Consider the following 20,686-nt stretch of genomic DNA (forward strand, 5'->3'; position numbering starts at 1 on the left):
CCCTATTATTAATGCATACGAAAAACAATCATTAGAATGTGAGTAAGTAAGTTTCCGTGCCTTGTTTCAGCAGCGCATAGCGTTTGCTGCCATCGCTATTGAAAAATACAAATTGTGGAATCACGGGATTGCCGCTGTTATTTAAATTCATCGTGCTGAGCTTTTGCTCGTCGCTAACGACCAATTGGGGTGCGGTGTAGGTTTTCAGACGGTAATCGGTGTTAACACCGGCTATCCCCTTATCCAATATCACCACGAACTTTCCCGCTTCCTGTGAATGATCCGCGTGCAATAGCGTGGTCGTCGGATCATTATCGTTGTCTGACAGGCTGCGCTGATACAGCATGTCTTGGTCTTGGGTATTAGCGGTGCGGAATAAGGTTTCGCCCGCCGTCAAAAGGTAAGCATCATCTTCAGTAAGCCACAGCCCTTTGCCAGTGGCACCGCCGATGTCGTGATCGCCGTTATACGGGGAATCGTATAGCCAAGCCGGAGGGGTAATGCTGGCATCGGCTTTGGCCAAATCCACCGGCTGTGCGCCTTTATCAAGCAGGTAAAGCGCCTTCAGACTGGGCGCAAGTTGCAGGTAAAAACTGCCCGCTTGCACCAGGGAGAGACTGGCGGTGACTAGCCCTGTGTTTAAATTGATGGATTTTAGTGCGCCCGCTATTTCATTGGTTTTGGGAGTGGCGTAAGCAATGCCTTGGGCATCCAGCGAGAGATCGAAAACGCTCATATTGAGATTATTGTATAAATTCATCACGCTGGCGGTTTGCAAATTTACCTGCGTTACCGCGTTATTGTGCCCTACCACGGCGGTTTTTCCATCCGGGCTGATGGCTACGCTGGTCGGGGTAAGTGTCAAGACTACCGCTTGTTGTTCGCCGGTTGCGGGGTTAATAAGCGTGAGCGCATTATCAGGCAAAGAGCTGACCGTGATTAAGCGTTCCAACGCATCGCTGTAAGCCGCATCCACCACATTGCGGGTTAGCAAACGTGCGCCACTGGTCGTGGTATTGCCCGTTGCCGTGGATGAACCCCCGGTTGTTGCGGTGGAAGTGCCGGTATTGTTATTCGTTGTGGTATTGCTGTTGCTACCCGTTGGGGTGGTGGTCGTCGTTGTGGTCGTTGTGGAAAGCGACGCGCCGGTTCCGCCACCACACGCGACCAGTACGCTAGACATCAGTAGCATTGGAATGATCTTGCTTGCAAGCATGTAAACCCCATCTTTTTATTAGTGATTATCGTCGGTGAAAACGTAGAGCCCATCATAACCTAATTAGCTTGATAAATTAACATCATAAATTAAACTGCTGATCGTGCGATTTCCCACAATCTTTAACGACCCTGCTATAATCGTTTCACCCCACTAGAAGGAAGCGTTACATGCCTACAATTATGATTACAGGTGCCAATCGCGGCATTGGTTTGGAACTGGTTCGTCAATACGCCGCTGATGGCTGGAATGTTTTGGCTTGCTGCCGTTCCCCCGAAAATGCACACGATTTGAATAAATTGGCTGCTGCATCTGCGGGTAAAGTCACGGTGTATTTGCTGGATGTCACCAACGCCGCACAGCGCATGGCACTTGCGGCGCAACTCAAAGGTCAGCCCATCGACATTCTGTTCAACAGTGCGGGCGTATCGGGCAGTTGGAGCACGCAAGGTTTCGGGCAATGCCAAGCCGATGAATGGCTGGATGTGCTGAACATCAACGTCATCACCCCGATGCTGATGATGCAAGATTTCGCTGCCAATGTTGCCTTAAGCGAGCGCAAAATCATTGCCAATATGAGCAGCAAAATGGGCAGTATTACCGACAATACCTCTGGCGGCAGTTACGTCTACCGCTCCAGCAAAGCCGCGTTGAATATGGTCAACAAAAGTGCGGCGCACGATTTGGCACGTAAAGGCATTAGCGTGGTATTGCTGCATCCGGGTTGGGTACGCACCGACATGGGCGGCCCTAACGGTGAGCTGTCGGTGGAAGAATCTGTTACCGCGTTGAAACGCAATTTGGCAACCGTGACTTTGGCGGATTCGGGGCGTTTGATTGATATTGATGGCAGTACGATCGCGTGGTAGCAACGTCGGACAAGCAGCAACGCCTGCTCACCATTTTTGAACGCTTGTTGCCGTTGGTGGATAGCGTGTCTGACAAGGTGCGCTTTGCCGCCTTGTTGGGCGTGGGGCTGGATGTGTGGATTTTTATCTGGCTGTTTTTCCTCAAAGGGCTGTCGTTGACCAGTGCGCTGATTGTGGCGGGCGTGGTATTGCTGCCGCTGCTGATTTTGCTGCGCTTTTGGTGGGCGTTGGAAGAGCTTAAAGATTTACCAAATATCGCCGGGCGCATGATGACCGATGCCAAAGGGGAGATTCAGGAAACGGTGCAAGGCATCCGCGCTGGGCAAGTGAAAAAACTGAGCTTTCTTAGTTCCGCAAAGAGTTTGTGGAGCATTGGTTCGCTGGCAACCGAAGCGCGGGAGTTGCTGGGTTCGTATATCAGCATTGGTACGTTGGTCAACCCGCTATCGCTTATTCTGGGCTTTTTATCGTTGTTATTTGTTTTATTGCTGATCTTGGTCGGTTTGGTGTTGCTGATCTTGGCATTTTTCTGACATAGGGTGCTTTTTAGCTGACCGTTGGCTATTGACCACAAAAAAACTAATTACAAAAAAGTTTTTATATATTTTTATAAATAAAAACAAGCTGCTAACATCATTAGCATGAAAGATCACGACTACCTCGCCTTAGATGGCTATTCGATGCATGTTTTCCTGACCGTATTGGAACAGGGGTCGCTTGCCAGTGCTGCCGATAAGTTGGGGATTACCAAAACGGTTATTGGTAATTGCCTCACCAAATTGCGCTCGGTATTTCATGACCCCTTATTTGTGCGTACCGGTGGGCAAGAAATTGTCGCTACGGCGCGTGCGGAAAGCCTCGGCGAACGAATGCGCTTGGTGTTGGCGGACATGCAGCAATTGACTGCCGAACAGGTGTTCAAACCCAAACAGACGGCGCTGCATTTCACCGTCGGCACGAACGATTTTCAGCGTGATCTGATCCTGCCAGAGCTGTACCGGCAAGTCGCCAGCGAAACCAAAGAATTTTCGTTGCGCACCCTGATTTCGGAATACCCGTCGCTGGAATTATTGCGCACTGGCAAAGCGGATTTGCTGCTATCGCCGGTTGCGCCGGAGGGGACAGACATTCTTTATAAACGCCTCTTCATTGATCAGCCGCGTTGTTTCTTTGATGGCAATGCACGTCAAGCCCCGCGCACCTTGGCAGATTTCCGCAATGCGCGTTACGTTGGCTTGAATTTGGTCGATGGGCAGCGCGTAGTGCCATTGGCGGCACCGATTGCGCGGGAATTGGAACAGCAAGTGGCGATTCGTGTCCCTAACTTTTCCGACATGGCGAGTTTTATGCGTGGCAGTGACTTGTTGGCGATTGCGCCGGGAATGTTGCGGATGGGAGCATTATCGGGATTTTCATCCAGCATTCCACCGTTCAATTTGCCGTCGGTATTTATGTTTATGCTGTGGCACAAGCGTCATCAAGGCGACCCCGCGCACCAGTGGGTACGCAATCAATTGGAAGCAGCCGTCAGCGGGGTGATGGAGCGGGTCAAGTTGGCAAAAGCTTGAGTGTTTTTCGCCAAGGGTTCACCCTCGGATAAGTGGTCGCTAAAAGTAGCTAATGGTACTTTACGTTAGAAATTTCTAATATTATAATTCTCTAAATTGAAATTTATCAAAAACGTAAAACTAACGCTAGGAAATACACACATGAAATTACACGCTATTGCTTTCGCCGCATTGATCGCTATCTCTGGTGCTGCTTCTGCTGAATTCTTTGACGGTTTCGACAACGGTTCTGCGGCAGGCAATACGTCTGGCAATGGCACTGGTTCAACGGCTGCTGACGCGACTGGCTACGGCACTGGTAAGGGTGATCTGAATGGCTGGGGTCGTGGTAAAGGTGATGCCGATGGTGAAGTGGATTTCAGCCTGACTTTCAAAGGCAAAGGCAAAACCAATCTGGATACCGACATGGCGGCTAATGGTAAAGGCAACGGTGACTGGTATACTGCGGGCAATGGTTATGGTTACACTGAACAAAACCGTAACTTCTCTGGCAATGCTTCTAGCAGCAAAGCAGGCAGCACCCCAATGGCTGCACCCATGATGCCCACTATGCCACAAGCGACTGCACCGGTTGCACCGACTGTAGCAAAGTAATTTTCAGCATTTACGCTGAATGAAAAGGCATCCTTCGGGGTGCCTTTTTGCGTTTTACCCGCCTCAAATTAGGAATGGATACGATGACACAAGCGATTGCCCGCATTGGTATTTTGACGATTTCCGACCGTGCCAGTCGCGGTGAATACGAAGACAAAGGCGGCCCGGCGATTCATGCGTGGTTTAGCCGCGTGTTGACCAGCCCGTGGGAAGCGGTGGCGCGGGTCATTCCTGATGAACAGCCTGACATTGAAGCGGCATTGCGTGAATTGAGTGATGTCGAAGGCTGTGGTTTGATCGTGACGACCGGCGGCACGGGGCCTGCGTTACGTGACGTGACGCCGGAAGCGACGGAAGCGGTGTGCAGTAAAATGATGCCCGGTTTCGGCGAGTTAATGCGCACGGCTTCGTTAAAGTTTGTGCCAACCGCCATTCTGTCACGGCAAACGGCGGGTATTCGCGGGCGCAGTTTGATCGTGAATTTGCCGGGTAAACCGTCGGCGATTGATGATTGCTTGCAAGCGGTATTCCCGGCAATTCCGTATTGCTTGGATTTGATCGAAGCGGCGTATCTGGAAGCTGACCCGGAACAGTGCAAAGCGTTTCGCCCCGCTCATGCCAAACCGCGTTGATTAGCCCGCTAATGCCAGCGTGTATAAACTGGTAATACCGTTCACGATAATCCCCAGCCCGCCTAAAATGGCTAAAGTGCCAACCCATGCAATGATGCCTTTGATGAAGGGTTCAATGCTAGTGCGGGCCGATTTTTTGCGGCGGCGCGTTGCTCTTTCTGTCTGTGCCATGAGGTGTTGCCTTATTGTTATTATTGATTAAGCCACTATAGCAAAGCTTGTATGAAGACATCCCAAACAGTCACGTCTCACAACCCAGCAACCAAGCCTCCAATTCCCGCACCGAGAAGCCCATTCCCGCAATGCTAAACGGTGCAAGATTGGCGAGATCCGCGTGCAAATCTGCCGCGAATTTCTCCCGATGTTCGGGCGGAATATGCGTTTCTGTATACGTTTGAATATGCGTTGCCAGCGCATCACTGTGCAGGAATTGCTGCACAATCGCGCGAATCAGTTCGCGTCGTGCGGGACGGTATTGCACACGCAACGGGTCGATGCCCATCGCCTCCACGGTGACACTGTACAATTTACACGAGCGTAAATACGAACTGACATACAGTTCTGCCAGCGGCGTGACATCATTGCGTTCATACGTCACCAGTACGGCACTGGCGTAATCATCCTTATCCATATCGTTAAACGACAGTGGCACAAGGTTGTGGCGTACCAGCGGAATATTGCACGCTAAGCGCGAAGTGCGTTTATTCACATCAATAAAAGCCTGCAAATAAGCAATGTGAACCAGCAGGAAAAAACTCTGCTCAAACGGGTCATGGATCGCTTGCGCTGTCGTGGTAATCGCGGTGAGTTGTTGTGCTAAACGGGTTTGATTGTCGATTGGCAGGTAGGTACTGGCAGAAATGCGCACGGAATCTTGCCGTATTTGCCCTGCTGCACCCGTCGTTACCAAACCATCTGCCAATAGGTAATGCAGGGAACGAATATTATCTTGCGTAATGTCGAGCCGCTGAATACCGTCCACTAAAAAACGGATTGCATCTTTGTGATTCAGCAGCATGATTTTTTCTGCATCCAGCTTATTGTCAGCCGCCATGCCTTCCAGTAGCAATTTTTGCGTATCCAGCAGCGAATACGTGTTGCCTTCCAGCCGCGAAGAGTTGTAGGACAAGTCAATCAATAAACGGTTGAAAATACGCTGGGCATACGTACCCGCCGGTAATTCCACGCGCAGTTGTTGCCCTTGTTGCAGCAAAATCTCGCGTTGTCTGGCAGTGAGGTAAAACGTTTGGTTGGGTTGGTAAGCCGCCAGCCATTCGGGGCGGTAGGTACAAGGTTCGCGGGTAATCAGCGGTTGCCGGATTTGGTGCAACAATTGCAGTGCCGTGGCGGAAAAGTACGGGTGAAGGTTGGTTTCAGCCATTTCCGCGACGGTGTAGCGTCGTCCGCGTTTTGTGCCGCTTGCTTGAACCTGCCCTGACGTAACGGCTTGAGCCAGCCAGCGGTGTAGAGTGCGCTCGGTGATGTCTAAATGCGGCAAAATCTCCGAAATGGCGGCGGGTTTGTCGAGCTTTTTCAGGATTTTCAGGAGTCTTTCGGTGTTATCGGTCATATTATCCGCCATTTTTGTCTGATATGTGAGGAATATCCGCCATATTGGGCTTGGCGGTCAAGTTATCCGCCATTTATTTTTCCTTGACATTTGCAAGCTTACCGCTACACTTTCTCACCATTATCAACCTTATTTTATGGAGACACCCAACATGCTGAATGGACATATACGGAGCAATTCAATCAACTAGTGTCTCCCGCGCTTGTGCCGGGGGACTGATGTCAGTCATCCGGTGTAAGAATGCGGTGCTTCGTGTACAGCATGTCGAAAACCCCGGATGGCCTAAAAACCAACGGGGTTTTTTTATGCCTATCAGTTTTATGCTCAATAAGGGCAAGGTTCCGGTCAAGATTTTTACTGACGACGTGGATAGCGGTTCGCTGACACAATTGGGAAACCTATCGCAACTGCCCTTCATCCACAGCCACATTGCGGCGATGCCAGACGTGCATCATGGCATTGGTGCGACCGTGGGTTCGGTGATTCCCACCCGTGGCGCGATTATTCCCGCTGCCGTCGGCGTGGATATTGGTTGTGGAATGAACGCGGTACGTTTATCGCTCAAAGCCCACGACTTGCCGGATAACTTGTACAACATTCGCACGGCGATTGAACAGCGCGTGCCTACCGGTTTCGATGAACACGAGCGCCCCAGCCTCAACGGTGCGACGCTCAATAATATGGGTAAGCATCTGGATGTGATTACCGACAAGCACCCCGGACTGGTGAAAATGTTGAAAAACTTTCACCGCCAATGGGGCAAGCAACTCGGCACACTCGGTGGCGGCAACCATTTTATCGAACTGTGCATCGACGAAAGTGACGACGTGTGGGTGATGCTGCATTCCGGCAGTCGCGGGGTTGGCAATGCCATCGGGCGTTATTTCATCGAAAAAGCCAAAAAGGATGTGGGGCGGGAACTCGGTCAATTGCCGGACAAAGACCTCGCCTACTTCACCGAAGGCACACAGCATTTCGATGATTACGTGGAAGCCGTCGGTTGGGCGCAGGATTACGCCATGGTCAATCGCCGCGAAATGATGCGCTTGGTATTAGATGCGTTGCAACGCAGCAAAGCCTTGCCCGCGTTTACCACCACTCGTGAAGCGATCAACTGCCACCACAATTACGTGCAAAAGGAAACGCACTTCGGCGCGGAAGTTTACCTGACTCGCAAGGGCGCAATCAGTGCGCAGTTGGGGCAGCTCGGCATTATTCCCGGCAGCATGGGGGCGAAATCGTACATCGTGCGCGGCTTAGGCAATGCGCAATCGTTCTGTTCCTGTTCGCACGGCGCAGGGCGACGCATGAGCCGCACCGAAGCCAAACGGCGTTTCAACACCCTCGATCTGGAAGCCCAGACCAAGGGCATCGAATGCCGCAAGGATAAAGGCGTGGTTGATGAAATTCCCGGCGCGTACAAGGACATCGACGTGGTGATGCAGAACCAAAGCGATCTGGTCGAGGTCGTACATACGTTGAAACAAGTCATTTGCGTGAAAGGTTAGTAGGGGCGTATTGCATACGCCCTCTTCAAGGAGCAACCAATGGAAAAAACCCAAGTTGAACTGATCCGCGAATGCTTAAGCGGCAACCGCACGGTGTTCCGCTACGCACCGGACAGCTACGCACTGCAATTGCTCAAGGATTATATCGGCAACGGCATGGGGATTGCGGCATTGCGCCGCTCTCCTTATGCCAAATTGCTAACCAAACCGATTGTCACCGAAGCCTTGGCGTTAGCGGGCAAAGGGCAGCTAGAACCGTGGCATTTGGAAGCGGTTATTGCCCAATACCGCGACCACAAACCGCTGAATTTCATCCTCACATTGGATGAATGGGGTACAGACGACAAAACCGACCGCCATTGGAAACAGACCTGCCGCACGGGTTACGACTTGGTACTGCAACTGAATTTTGCCAACGACCACCACCAGCACCTCAAAACGCTGGTTGGCGCGGACGATGTTGCCCCGTTTTCCTACCACGGGCATCCGGTGTGCAAGGATGGCACGCTGGAAACACTAGCTTGGGCGCGAATTGATCTGGATTTTGCCAGCAATCAGGCGCTGATCGAAGAAATCCAGTCCGATTGGGTCAAAGGTGCAGCGGATAGCTACCAAAACTGTCTGTACGGCGAGGACAAGATGCAGCAATACCGCGAGGTATTACGTCCTTACGCCAAGGTGTGGGATGAAGCGATGTTGACGGCGGCACTGTGCTTCATTCGCCGCGAACTGGGTATCCGCGACGTGTTTTACCACAGTTATGACACGGGTAATCGCCTCAAAGGTATCGAGCGTTACTACCACCTCGGCAAGCCGCCGCGTTATTTGTACACCGAATTGCCGAAAAAGTTTTGCTTCGTCCCAACCAGCGAAGCGCCGGACTTCCTTAAACCTGTCCGTTATCTGCATTACCTGCAACGCCACGGTAAAGCACAATGGTTCAAACTGCCAACACAGGAGCAATCTCATGGCAAAAAAGCAGCCGCGTAAGCGCAATCCCGTCGCCCACCACTTATTCGTCAATCGGGGTGGGGTTCACGAAAAAAGCCAGTCTGCCAAACGGCAGGAAGACAAACGCCAGTTGCGTAAACTGGTCAACAAGGTAGGCACTGAAAGTGCCTACCTTGAGCAAGCCGCATAGTGGCTCAAAACATCACATATTTAGTGCGATAATGTTGCTATAGGCGGAATAAGTGCCGTTGGTCTGGTAAGCCCGCACGCGATAACGGTAGCTCTCGCCACTCTCCAGTGTGGAGTCACTATCGGTAAAGCTCACTGCATTTGCCGCGACGCTACCTAAAAATTCAAAGCTGGTGCAACCCGCTTTTAGGCAACGTTCCACCTTGAACCCTGTTTCATTGTTGCTGGCATCTATCCAATTTAAACGCACCTTATTGCCAGCAAGTACCGTTGCAGTCAAATTGGCAGGTGCAGCAATCGCGGTTGAGGGTGTGGATACGGTTATATCTACCGTATTGGAATAATCAGAATAAACGGTTCCTCGGTAAGCACGAATTCGATAACGGTAGTTTTTATTTGCCTGTAAATTGGTATTGGTAAACTGGACAATATTCGCCCCCGTCGTTTTGATCACTGTAAAGTTAGTACAAGCCGCATTGAGGCAGCGCTCAATCTTAAAGCCGGTTTCATTGCTGCTGGTATCTACCCAATTTAGGCGTACTTGGCTGCTGGAGAGGGCGGTTGCTGTCAGGCTAGTTGGGGCAGCCAACAAAGACGGTGCAGCTAGTGTCGCAGTGGTCACAGTGCTGGAATAGCCGGAGTGATTCGTTCCTCGGTAGGCGCGTATCCGGTAACGGTAGCTGGTGTTACTCACAAGATTACTGTCACTAAAGGTAATGCCATTGGCAGAAACCGTGCCGACCTCAGCAAAGCCAGTACAGGTTGCACCTTGGCAGCGTTCAATCTTGAAGCCCGTTTCATCACTACTGGCATCCACCCAGTTTAGGCGTACTTGACTGTTGGAGAGGGCAGTTGCTGTCAGACTAGTCGGAGCAAGCGGGGGCGTAATGACGCCATTGGTAAGATCATAAGCTTCCTTAAACGTATAAAACTTCAACCCTAAACCTTTTGCAATATCAATAATTTGATTCAGTTTGCTGGCACGAATCGCATACTGGGAATCTGCATCCGGTGAGGTATCGTCAAAGATATAATGACCATACAAGGTAATAATTTCATTGTTATTTTTTGCACGAATCAGTGCTTGTTCTATTTCTGCCACAGTGCGTCCATAGCGATTATCAAGGCTTTCCCCTTCCAGAACGCCATAGGTTTTGTCGCTGTTATGGTAGATTTCATCCATTTGCGCCAGTTGTTTGCCCGCATCGTAAAAAGTTGTGCGCAAATAAGGAAGGTACTGTCTGATAGCCGCGTCATAGTTTTCGTCGCGCTCACCGGATGGGTATGAAAAACTAACCGGATCGAAGCCATCAGCTTGCATATTTTGTATGGCGGGGATGACTTGAGTATTCACGTATTCCTGCGTCCGACTAGGATTAAACAAAAACTCACCCACGCCGGTATGGTCATAACTGTGGCAACCTATTTCATGCCCCTTGTTTTGCAAATCCCGTAGTTGGTCGATCTGGGTAGGACGGGATAACTCATGCCACTTGGTTACAAAGAACGTGGCGCGTACATTATCAGTCCTGTTTGCAAAAAAATTATGCCAAAGCCCCGTACTGGTGTCATCAAAGGTTAATACGACGCCCGGTTGATTGGTTGCTGCTTGGACACTGGTGCCAAATACAACAGCTAACCAATAGATTACGATCCATTTTTTGAAAAAATTTCTCATAGCTTAGTACCTTACATTGATAGAAAATTTGGAATCATCATTAAATAAGCAATAGATAAAAATAATGATCTTTCCATGAAGATAAGCGTAGATTCTGCTTATCTACTCTCCGAGAGACAGGACGTAGCGATCTGCCGTTAAGTGGTTATGGTTTTGCTCTAAATGACTGACGAAGCATTAAGACAAAAGTAAGCATTAGATAACTGAGAGGGAAACTGCCACCGCCGCCACCGTTATTATTGGTTTGTGGAATGACTTCAGGTGGTACGCTAGAAAGACTATTTGAAGGAGTCGTGCCAGTATTATTACTGCTATTTAATGGAGAAACCGAGGGGGACGGTGGTTGGTTAGGAATTTCAAAAGCTTCATGAAACGTGTAAAACTTCAGTCCCAATCGTTGGGCTATCGCAATGATCTGGTTCAACTTGCTGGCACGTATCGCATAGGTAGAATCTGCATCCAACGATCTATCATCAAATATATAATGCCCGTATAAAGTAATGACTTCATTATTATTTTTTGCGCGAATTAGCGCTTGCTCAATTTCTGCGATCGTAACACCATAGCGGTTATCAAGGCTCGCCCCAGCAAGGACAGCGTATACCTTATCACTGTTGTGGTAGATTTGCTCAGTTTGGGCAAATGATCGACTTGAGTCATAATAAGTTGTGCGTAAATAAGGCAAATAAGGTCTGATAACAGCGTCGTAATTTTCATTCCGTTCCCCAGAAGGATAGGAAAAGCTCATCGGATAGAATCCATCGTTATTCATGTTACGTATTGCTGGAATCACTTCGGTATTGACATATTCCAACGTTCGATTGGGATCGAAAAGATACTGCCCCACCCCTATATGGTTACGGCTGTGGCAACCTATTTCATGTCCTCGGTTTTGCAAATCCCGTAGTTGCTGTATCTGTGCCGTGGACAAGGTATGCCATTGACTGACGAAGAATGTGGCACGCACATTATCCGTCCTGCCTGCAAAAAAATTATGCCAAAGAGCCGCACTGGTGTCATCGAAGGTCAAAACAATGCCCGGCTGATTGGTTGCTGCTTGGCTATTAACCGATAAAAGCATAGCTGACAAACAGATTACTGCTAGTTTGTTAAAAAGACCCTTCACATTGTTTCTCCAGCTAAAATTATTATACAAACGCTTGTAAAACCAAAATCACATTACGTGTAAGTGAAGATAGGGTATTAGTAATATTCAGGGGTTACTGTATTGATGAAGTGAGTGATTTTGGTGATATTTGGATATAAACACTATTTAGTGCAAATTATATTCATCCTCACACTAGTCGTCTCACGTAGTCGTCGCCTTGTCGAAAAAACATGGTGATTGCACACAAAAGAATTTATATAGAATAAAATTGAAACCCAGAGGGAGAAATAACCTTGCGCACGCTTATCTTATGGCTATTTTGCCTGCATTTTATCTTTTTGGCTTACCTGAACAATGTTTATCTGGCAGGCTTGCCAGTTAGGTCGTTTCTGATTTTGTTGACCGGTGGATTGGTGTTGTTATTAGACAGCAGCGTGGTTGCTCGCTTGCGACCGGTGAATGTGATCTACGTTTTGCTGGCATTGCTGGGCTTGGTGGTGTCGCTAACCAACAATGTGGGTATGGGCAGTATCATTAGCGGTGAAATGCGAGTGTTGCAATCCTATTTGTTGCTCATGGTCGCTTATTTTATTCTGGAGCAGTACGGTTTTCGGGTGCTGGCGTTTGTCCTGCTGGGTTTGGCATTGCCTTCAGCATTGATTGGCATTTTGCAAGGATTTGATGTGCACGTTGCTTGGGAGTTTCATGCAATTCTTCAGGAAATGCAGAATAAGGAAATCAGTGATGAAATGCGCACCCAAATGGCGGAAGTACTGGATCGTCCCCCCGGACTAACACTGTATGCGATTCCCCAGACGTATATGCTGTTAAGTGCGATGGCACTGACGCTTTACTGGGTTATCAAGAATCCTGCTGATCAGCGTATTCAGTGGTTGGGGGGATTCGGGTGCATCATACTGGCAGGCGGGATTTTTGCCTCAGAAACCCGTTCTGCCATGGGGGCTGCCTTAATAATGCCTGCATTAGTCTATTTGCGGCTATTCCCGGCACGGGTGATTCCGTTAGCGGGGGTAGCCGTGTTACTCGGCGCAATGGCTTACCTGTTGCTACCGGGTAATGCCGATGTGGATTCGCGCTTGATCAATTTGGATGATGCTTCCGCAGCGGGGCGTTCCACACTTTATAAATACGGTATTGAGTTGTTTTGGCAGAAGCCGTGGGGTTACGGTTTTGAGTTTAATACGGTGGAGTACGCCGTCGAGTATTTTGTGAACGAACGCAATTTATTCGATTACGGGCCGTTGGAAAAAGCCCAATACATTGTACCAGTACACAATTCCATTTTGAATTTGATGCACACGTATGGATTTGCTGGACTATTGTTGTTGGTTTATTACCTTTACCGTCTCATGAAAGGAAGCTGGTATCGGTTAGCGATTATTGTCGCTACGTTAGTGAATTCTGTGTTTCATAACGCTGGTATTCTGAGTAATGATTTGTTTATGGATATGGTGATTGCGGTCATGCTGTACGAGATTTACCGGGAACAGCCCACCACCGCCTGAGGCAGGTGGCAGTGGCTATGTTTAAGCAGGGATGAGCATATTACGCCCATCAGAATAGTTGGATGCCTTGCTAATGTGTCGCAGGGGAACCATATTTTGTACCAAACCGAGCAATTTGCCATGGCTTTTCTCTAGGCATTCAATCGAGGTACGGACTTCCTGTTTGGTAGAGGTGTTGTTCGCAACGATTAAGAGCGTGCCATCTGCACGGTTGGAGAGCAGTAAGGAATCTGCCATACCCAATACGGGTGGCGCATCAATAATCACGTAGTCAAACAGTTCACGTGCCTTGTCGAGCAGCGATTGCATCCGTGTGCTAGACAGGGCTTCGACCGGATCGAGGATGGCAGGTCCTGCACAAACAGCAAACAGCAAACGTGTGCTTTTTATCCGATGCAATGGGCTTTGATCGAGGTTGCCACTCAGGTAGTTCGTCAAGCCACTGCTATTATCCAAGTTTAGGTGCTTATGGACGGTAGGTTTGCGTAAATCGGCATCTATCAACAGAACTTTATGACCGGAACTAGCTAAGAGGGTTGCAAGGTTGACAGCTACTGTGCTTTTGCCTTCACCCGGTAGCGGGCTGGTAATGTGCAACACTTGTGGAAATTTCCCATAGTTTGCCAGCACTAGCGATGTGCGCAGATAACGTAAGGCATCTAACCAAATAGCGGCAGCGTTGGGTTTGAAAATGACCGTAGACCCCTCACTCACGGCTTTATTGTAAGGCAGGGCGTGCAAGATTTGATATTTACCGCCCGCTTCTTGCAGATCGGCTGAGACACGCACTTTGGGTTGCATGATTTCACGCATGAGGATCAACAATGAACTCAGCAAGAACCCAGAGAGCAACCCTAGCAGCAGGTATTTTGAGTAGCTGGGGCCATCCTTACGCGATGGTGCAACGGCAGTATCGACAACACTCACGTTGTCACTTTGCACGGTTTCGACCACACTGACTTCTTTCAAGCGCTGCAATAGCCCTTCGTATAAGCTCCGAAAACTGTCCACATCGCGCTTTAGATTGGCATAGCCAATATTGTCGCTGCGAAACGTTAAGAGTTCCTTTTCTAATAGCTTGATTTCTTTGGCTAACTTCTGCTCTTCATCGGCTGCGGCATCAAAGGAGGCGCGGAGGTTATTGGTGGTATTTTTACGGATCAGCGTAGTTGCTTCAGCAATTAAGCGTTCACGGCTGTGAATTTGTTCCTGTAACGACAACATGGCGGGGTAATTGGGTTTGAATAATTCCAAGTTGGACAGGTAAGCACCTTGTAGTTTGCCGAGTTCTTGCTGGTGTTCTTGAACAACAGGGTCATCCGCCGCATTCAAAATACCGGAAAGTTCGCCCTTATTATTGAATTGGCTTTGGGTGCGAATGCGATTTTCTTTGGCTGTCATGTAAGCTTTGCTGAGGGCTTCCAGCTTTTGGGCGATGAGTGGTTCATCGGCATTGGTATCCACGATATTTTTGGTTCTGGCGTAACGGATCAGTGCGGCTTCAGCGGCTTGTAGTTTTTCACGCGCTGAATAGATTTGCTCGTTCAGGAAACGCTTACCGCCTTCTGCGACTTCGCGGCGATCTTCGTATTGTTGCTCGACAAATGTTTCTGTTAGGGTTTGTACCACATTGCGGGCTTGTTCAGGATTTTGCCCTGTGTATTGGATGTCGATAATCCGTGAACTTTTGACAGGTTTGATACTGAGGTTGTTAAGAAAGATTTCTTCTGCGGTGACTTGCTCAATAGCGTTGCTTGCGTTGTCATCAGTAGGGAGCAGACCACGCATAAATTTAACCAAGTCCTTGAATGGGTCAGTCAAAGCATACAAGGTCGGGTTGAAGGGGCGTTCTGCCAGCAGGCTGTCCCGCATTGCCAGTTTGTCGATCACACGACTGGCGAGATCACGGCTGCGTAGCATCTTAAATTGCGTGTTGTAAAAAACCGTTTCATCAATATAGGAAGGCGGTCGAGCCGTATCGACATCATAATCCAGCAACATGGGGCTACGTGTATCCACTTTGATACTGCTTTTAGCCGTATACGTGGGGCTGGTCAGAGCGGCAAGTCCTAACATCAGTAATGCTCCCCCCAAAGTGGAGAGCATGATAGGTATCATGTTATGGCGCAATGCTCCCCAGTATTGCCGGAGTGGGATCTGCTGTGGCGGTGGCGCGTAGTAGCCACGATTTTCTTCTGGCAGCATGATGCTTGCCACATTGCTTGTTTCGGCAATATCAGCGGCTTTGTTAATAGGGTGATTTATAGACATGGTGTGCTTGCCTTGCATGGTCAATAGGTTTGCAGGCTGCCCTGAAACTGGCAGCATGACTTTCTGGTAAAAACGGATAAATTGTTCGGTAATCAGTGTCCAGGTGTAATTACTCAACACATGCTGATGCAAAATACTGCCGATGTGTTTTACCTTGGCAGGGTTTGTCATCGCCTGTTGTAACTGTGTGCTTAGGGCGTTGACATCACCCATAGGAAATAAAATGCCTTTGTTACTGAGTGCTTCCGCATTGGCCTCAATATTGCTTGCGATACAGCAACGCCCTAGGCTCATGGCTTCCAATAAGGTAATGGGCAGCCCTTCTGTTTCAGACGGTAATACATACACGTAGGCATTGCTGTACCACTCAATCAGCTCATCGCCATAGACAGCACCCGTAAAGACTATGCGGCTGTCATTGCTTGCGAGAGCACGTAATTCGTCACCGTAAGTGTCGCCTGCCCGTGCATTGCCCACAATTACCAGCTTAAGTGGCGGGTTTTGCAGCCGTTGATAGGCTCGCATCAGGTCGTGTACCCGTTTTTCCTTGGATAGCCTGCCAACAAACAGGATGTAGCCATCTGGCTTAATGCCGTGACGGGAAATGGTCTGGCAGGGAATGGCTTGGCGCGGGGTGATGCCCGACGGAATGTAGGTAACATCACGTTTGTATTTTTTCTGGTAGTAATGGCGCAGCGAACGTGACACGGCGATGGAGTCGTGAGCGAACCAAAAACTGAGTTTTTCAGACATCAGAAAGACCATACGCGCCAGACCGTTCCATGCGTGCGCCCATTCATGCCCATGACTTTGGAAAATGGTACGCCGCCCTGCTAGTCGAGGGATGAAGGAAAACAGGCTGGGACCAATCGCTTGGTAATGCACAATATCCAGATGTTTAATGCTGAATTGATGAAAACTCGCCAGAGCAACCAGCAGCATTTTTTCAAAATACACATGCTTTAATGTCGGCAACGGAATAATCCACATGCCTTCATGAAAAAATGGGCGAGAATATTGGGGAGTTTTAATGGTATAAACAACAACCTGATGGCCTGCATCAACCAAGCGCTTGCCCAGTTCAAGTGTGTAGGTTTCGACCCCACCAATGCGGTCAATACCTTTAATGGCAATAAATGCGATTTTCACAGTGTGTCCCTAACCGTTACTCAGGTGATTTTTACAATAGATAAGATTAATGGTTATTGCCATGAGGCTTGGGACAGGTGGTGAAAATCAGCAGATGATTTGGTAAGTAGCGTTTTTTCAAGATCATTAAAAATAGCAGGGCTTCCAGCATCAATATCAGGCTGAGCAACACCCAATTATGTAAACCAGCACGAATGGCTAAGAGGGTTAAGCCCCACAAGCCCAGCACCAGTAGCGCGGCGGGCAGAATTTTACAAGTCACCAGACGCCACAGGCGTGCTGAACTTATCGCAAGGGTCGCGGCAAGGCTATTCATGCGTAACACTGTTGCCAAGAATGTGGCTAACACGCTGGCATAAATAACCCCATCAGCAGTGAACAGAATACTAAAAGGCCAGAGTAATGCTAATTTAATGCCCATTTCAGAGATGCCCAGCAACGCATTGGCTTTCTGTTGACCAACAGCATTGAAATACGGCGTAGTTGCCAATTGCACCGCCAACCCTAGCAAGGTAAGGGTGAAAATCGTCAGCGGTAGGGCGAGGTATGCGTAAAACTGACCCACCCATAGGGTTAGAAAAGTTTCACCCACCAGCCATGTATTAAAAATAGCCAATAGTGCCAACCCTACCCCAATTTGCAGTGACGTTAACAGGGTATCTAAAGCACTGGCGAGGCGTCGCTCTCCAACCTGGCGCATGATAATGGTGTCCCAGTAGCTTTGAAAGCGCATCAGAACTTGTGTCAGCATGTCTATCAGCACGATCATAATGGCGTAAGGTGCAACGGCCTGCATACCAATCAACACCCCGACCAATACATTGTCGGTGCGGTATTTGAAAAAATCAGCCGTTTGACTCAATGCCGTGTATTTGCTGAAACGCAATAACGCTTTCAAGTGCTGCCAGTCTACGGCTTGCCATTGCAGATACACCGTATGGTCGCGTCGGTACACGCTGATCAGCATGAAGGCAAAAAACAGTACATTGACAACAGAGGCGTATAACAGAATGGCTATCAATTCCCCCCTAGCCACAAGATCAGGGGTATGCCTAGCAAGCGTAGGCTGATACGTACTGTTTCAAACCAACCAATTTCCAAATAGCGGACTTCTGCTCGCAAAACACTTTGGTAAAGCCGCAATGGTACAGATAGGGCGACTTCCACTAGCAAAATCGTGATCACGTCCCACAGTGCCTGTTGGGTGGTGGCGAGTGGTGGGATGCTGAATTGCACCAATACCGCAACGAGTAATAATAACCCCGTCAATAGCAGGGATAGGAACATCGAGGTACTCAGGGTCATTTGCCAAGCGTGTTTATCATCGCCGTGTAAGGCAAGGTAGCGCGTACAAGCGTAAGCAATCCCGAAATCCAACAACAACAAATAACCGACAATCGCATTCGCCATCGACCACAAGCCAAAAGCGTTTTCACCCAGTGACTGGAGGATAAAAGGTAACAGTATTACCGCACCTAAGGCATTGAGACCGATAGCAAACAGGCGAATCAAAGTCGAATTAGTGTAGTTCTTGCTCATCAGGTACGCACAGCCGCCGCCGCAACCAAATCCACAATGCGTTGATTCCAGTCGAAGCGATAACGTGCCTGACAAGCGGCAGTTTTGCTGCTGAGCACGGTGGCATAGCCCGGTAATTGCAGGAATTTATCCAGTTTGTTGATCAATACCGCGTGCTGGTCGGGGGGAAACAGCAATTCGTGGTCAGGCAGCACCTCACGTATTTCGGGAATATCACTGGCGAGGCAAGGCAGACCATAGCCCATGGCTTCCAACAAGGCGTTGGGGGAACCTTCATGCAGGGTAGGAAAGACAAACAGATGGCAGGTTTGCAAAATAGATGCAATATCGCTTTGCCAGCCGAGGAAAGAGACTTTATCGGCAATACCTGCTGTGTCGATGAAGGCTTGCAGTTGTGCCTGATAGCCCACGCCGCTGGTGTCATCACCTATCACAAGGTATTCCCAATTGGTGTTACGCACTTTGCTAAGGGCTTCCAGCATAAACAAGATGTTTTTGCGTGGCGTTACCACCGATACTGTTACCATACGTAGGGTATCGCGGCGAATGTCGGGGCGTGGTAATGCCAGTGGCTGTGTGACGATATGGTTAGGCAGGCAACGTGTTTTGGTGTTTCCGCCGGAACGTTGGTTAATGATCGCCCGCATCGTTTCGCTGGTGGTAATCACTTGATGGGAATAGCGCATTCCCAATTTTTCCAACACACGATGAAAGGCAATACGCAACCCTGCAAAGCGTTTTTTGCGCGAGTCAAACACATCATCGCCGCGTATAAAGGTTAGGGTGCGTACCCCTAGCCCCTTACCCGCGAAAATGGAGAGGGTTGCGTAAAAAAATGAAAAAATGAAATGTTGCGTAATCTGATGTTCACGGGTCAAGCGCCGCATCTCGCGTACTGCCCGCCAGCAAAATTCCGGCCAATACCACAGCGAAGTCGGGCGGGAACGCATCGGCAAAATGACCGGCTGGATACGTTCACCTTCCACCGGCAACGTTTCAGTTGCAATATAGATCACCCGATAGCCCGCTGCATCCAAGGCGCGGTAAGCGCGGTACAGGCGCGTGGTAAACCCGCCGGGTTTGTGCCGGTAGTACGCAGACAAAATAACAGTGGCATTCATGCGATGAACTCAAGCGTAGACATAAATGCACCCTATCATTGTATCGAATCGCTGTTGAGTGCGGCTGCGAACAGTGGTAGCAGTCGCAGGAAGACTGGCACAAGCGACCGGCGCATAGCGTATACTTAGCCTCAACCCAACCAGTTAGTGAGCCTAATGACCCGACAATACCGCGCTGTTTCCCTGCTTTCCGGTGGCCTTGATTCCATGCTTGCCACCAAAGCGGTGTTGGAACAAGGCATTCATGTGGAAGGCATCAACTTCTACACCGGCTTTTGCGTAGAAGGCCATACGCACGCCATCCGCAAACACCACAGCGATAAAATCAAACGCAACAATGCCCTCTGGGTAGCCGAACAACTCGGCATCAAACTGCACATTGTGGATATTGTGGAAGCCTACAAAGATGTCGTGCTCAACCCCAAATACGGCTACGGCGCACACCTAAACCCTTGCCTTGACTGCAAGATTTTCATGGTAAAAAAAGCGCACGAATGGATTCAGCAAAAAGGTTTCGATTTCATCATTACCGGCGAAGTGGTGGGGCAACGCCCCATGTCGCAACGCCCGGACACCATGCCGATTATTGCCGCCGAATCGGGTGCGGAAGAACTGCTGTTACGCCCACTGTCTGCGCACAATTTACCCCCCAGCAAACCCGAACGCGAAGGCTGGGTTGATCGTGACCAGTTGTTTGGTTTCCGAGGGCGCAACCGCAAACCGCAGATAGCCCTTGCTGCCCAGTGGGGAATCACGGATTACGCACAACCGGCGGGCGGCTGTTGCTTCCTGACGGATGCTAATTACACCGACAAACTGCAAGATTTGTGGGCGCATCGCCCTAACCGCGCTTATGAACTCGATGACATTATGTTGCTGAAAATCGGGCGGCATTTACGCCCGCGACCGCATTTTAAAATGATTGTGTCACGCGAGGAGGGTGAAACCCATTTCCTCGAAGGCTACAAAAACCAATTCCTCTGGATCAAAACCGCCAGTCATTCCGGCCCGTTAACCTTGCTGGATGGCGATACGCTTACCGATGACGATGTGCACCTTGCCGCGCAAATTTCAGCCCGCTACAGCCAAGGCAAGCACGCGGCGGAAGTCGTCTGCCAGTTCGCTCGTCCGGGTGCTGCGCTTCAGGAAATCAGCGTTACGCCCTTGCGCGACTTGCCGGATACTTGGCTACTTTGA

The 20,686-nt window shown here is 49.5% G+C and carries 19 protein-coding genes; 10 read left to right on the top strand and 9 right to left on the bottom strand.

The window, feature by feature from the left end; translation table 11 throughout:
- Positions 1–31: 31 nt before the first annotated feature.
- Positions 32–1,192, bottom strand: a complete 1,161-nt coding sequence (locus tag HMY34_RS10115; protein ID WP_202715371.1) for a YncE family protein — start codon at positions 1,190–1,192, stop codon at positions 32–34.
- A 194-nt stretch (positions 1,193–1,386) separates the two neighbouring features.
- On the opposite strand from HMY34_RS10115, the gene HMY34_RS10120 reads away from it, so the two are divergent.
- The 5 genes from HMY34_RS10120 to mog all read left to right on the top strand — a co-directional run bounded on the left by HMY34_RS10120 (position 1,387) and on the right by mog (position 4,879).
- Complete coding sequence (locus HMY34_RS10120) at positions 1,387–2,085, top strand: SDR family oxidoreductase (RefSeq protein ID WP_202715372.1); 699 nt, start codon at positions 1,387–1,389, stop codon at positions 2,083–2,085.
- A complete protein-coding gene (locus HMY34_RS10125; protein WP_202715373.1) occupies positions 2,079–2,618 on the top strand; it encodes a hypothetical protein in 540 nt (179 codons plus the stop codon). Before HMY34_RS10120 ends, HMY34_RS10125 begins: the two co-directional genes overlap by 7 nt.
- Positions 2,619–2,726: 108 nt before the next feature.
- On the top strand, positions 2,727–3,653 hold the full coding sequence (locus HMY34_RS10130) for a LysR family transcriptional regulator (protein WP_202715374.1): 927 nt from the start codon (positions 2,727–2,729) through the stop codon (positions 3,651–3,653).
- Positions 3,654–3,794: 141 nt separating this feature from the next.
- Entirely contained in the window at positions 3,795–4,247 is a 453-nt protein-coding gene (locus HMY34_RS10135) for a sulfur globule family protein (RefSeq protein WP_202715375.1), read from the top strand.
- A gap of 83 nt (positions 4,248–4,330) precedes the next feature.
- Positions 4,331–4,879, top strand: coding sequence for a molybdopterin adenylyltransferase (mog, locus tag HMY34_RS10140; protein ID WP_202715376.1), 549 nt, complete (start codon positions 4,331–4,333; stop codon positions 4,877–4,879).
- On the opposite strand, the gene HMY34_RS10145 is transcribed toward mog, so the two are convergent.
- Both HMY34_RS10145 and HMY34_RS10150 read right to left on the bottom strand, forming a co-directional pair.
- Entirely contained in the window at positions 4,880–5,050 is a 171-nt protein-coding gene (locus HMY34_RS10145; RefSeq protein WP_202715377.1) for a hypothetical protein, read from the bottom strand. It abuts the gene before it with no gap.
- Positions 5,051–5,120: 70 nt separating this feature from the next.
- On the bottom strand, positions 5,121–6,449 hold the full coding sequence (locus HMY34_RS10150) for a Fic family protein (RefSeq protein ID WP_202715378.1): 1,329 nt from the start codon (positions 6,447–6,449) through the stop codon (positions 5,121–5,123).
- 305 nt (positions 6,450–6,754) lie between these two features.
- Between HMY34_RS10150 and HMY34_RS10155 the strand changes: the two genes are divergently transcribed.
- Genes HMY34_RS10155 through HMY34_RS10165 form a run of 3 tightly spaced genes read left to right on the top strand, consistent with a single transcriptional unit; the run spans position 6,755 to position 9,098 of the window.
- The gene (locus HMY34_RS10155) at positions 6,755–7,957 is read left to right on the top strand and encodes an RtcB family protein (protein ID WP_202715379.1); all 1,203 of its coding nucleotides are present in this window, start codon (positions 6,755–6,757) and stop codon (positions 7,955–7,957) included.
- 39 nt (positions 7,958–7,996) lie between these two features.
- Positions 7,997–8,947, top strand: coding sequence for a hypothetical protein (locus tag HMY34_RS10160; RefSeq protein ID WP_202715380.1), 951 nt, complete (start codon positions 7,997–7,999; stop codon positions 8,945–8,947).
- On the top strand, positions 8,925–9,098 hold the full coding sequence (locus HMY34_RS10165; RefSeq protein WP_202715381.1) for a hypothetical protein: 174 nt from the start codon (positions 8,925–8,927) through the stop codon (positions 9,096–9,098). Before HMY34_RS10160 ends, HMY34_RS10165 begins: the two co-directional genes overlap by 23 nt.
- A gap of 12 nt (positions 9,099–9,110) precedes the next feature.
- Here HMY34_RS10165 and HMY34_RS10170 read toward each other — a convergent pair whose 3' ends face one another.
- Together HMY34_RS10170 and HMY34_RS10175 are read right to left on the bottom strand one after the other, a co-directional pair.
- Positions 9,111–10,775 carry a fibronectin type III domain-containing protein gene (locus tag HMY34_RS10170; protein ID WP_202715382.1) on the bottom strand — a complete coding sequence of 555 codons (1,665 nt, stop codon included), beginning with the start codon at positions 10,773–10,775 and terminating at the stop codon, positions 9,111–9,113.
- Positions 10,776–10,920: 145 nt separating this feature from the next.
- Positions 10,921–11,901: a polysaccharide deacetylase family protein gene (locus HMY34_RS10175; protein ID WP_202715383.1), complete on the bottom strand. Its 981-nt coding sequence runs from the start codon at positions 11,899–11,901 to the stop codon at positions 10,921–10,923.
- A 275-nt stretch (positions 11,902–12,176) separates the two neighbouring features.
- Here HMY34_RS10175 and HMY34_RS10180 point away from each other — a divergent pair, with 275 nt between their 5' ends.
- Entirely contained in the window at positions 12,177–13,409 is a 1,233-nt protein-coding gene (locus tag HMY34_RS10180) for an O-antigen ligase family protein (RefSeq protein ID WP_202715384.1), read from the top strand.
- Positions 13,410–13,430: 21 nt separating this feature from the next.
- Here the strand turns inward: HMY34_RS10180 and HMY34_RS10185 are convergent, their stop codons facing one another.
- The 4 genes from HMY34_RS10185 to HMY34_RS10200 are packed head-to-tail and all read right to left on the bottom strand — an operon-like array spanning position 13,431 to position 19,489.
- On the bottom strand, positions 13,431–16,829 hold the full coding sequence (locus HMY34_RS10185) for a polysaccharide biosynthesis tyrosine autokinase (RefSeq protein ID WP_202715385.1): 3,399 nt from the start codon (positions 16,827–16,829) through the stop codon (positions 13,431–13,433).
- Positions 16,830–16,875: 46 nt separating this feature from the next.
- Positions 16,876–17,850 (bottom strand): lipopolysaccharide biosynthesis protein, encoded by a 975-nt coding sequence (locus HMY34_RS10190; protein ID WP_202715386.1) that lies wholly within the window; start codon positions 17,848–17,850, stop codon positions 16,876–16,878.
- Positions 17,847–18,368 carry an oligosaccharide flippase family protein gene (locus HMY34_RS10195; RefSeq protein ID WP_202715387.1) on the bottom strand — a complete coding sequence of 174 codons (522 nt, stop codon included), beginning with the start codon at positions 18,366–18,368 and terminating at the stop codon, positions 17,847–17,849. The genes HMY34_RS10190 and HMY34_RS10195 overlap by 4 nt, the downstream gene beginning before the upstream one ends.
- Complete coding sequence (locus HMY34_RS10200) at positions 18,368–19,489, bottom strand: glycosyltransferase family 4 protein (RefSeq protein WP_202715388.1); 1,122 nt, start codon at positions 19,487–19,489, stop codon at positions 18,368–18,370. Before HMY34_RS10200 ends, HMY34_RS10195 begins: the two co-directional genes overlap by 1 nt.
- 156 nt (positions 19,490–19,645) lie before the next feature.
- On the opposite strand from HMY34_RS10200, the gene HMY34_RS10205 reads away from it, so the two are divergent.
- A complete protein-coding gene (locus HMY34_RS10205; RefSeq protein ID WP_202715389.1) occupies positions 19,646–20,686 on the top strand; it encodes a tRNA (5-methylaminomethyl-2-thiouridylate)-methyltransferase in 1,041 nt (346 codons plus the stop codon).

Source organism: Thiothrix subterranea, assembly GCF_016772315.1.
Taxonomy (GTDB): Bacteria; Pseudomonadota; Gammaproteobacteria; order Thiotrichales; family Thiotrichaceae; genus Thiothrix; species Thiothrix subterranea.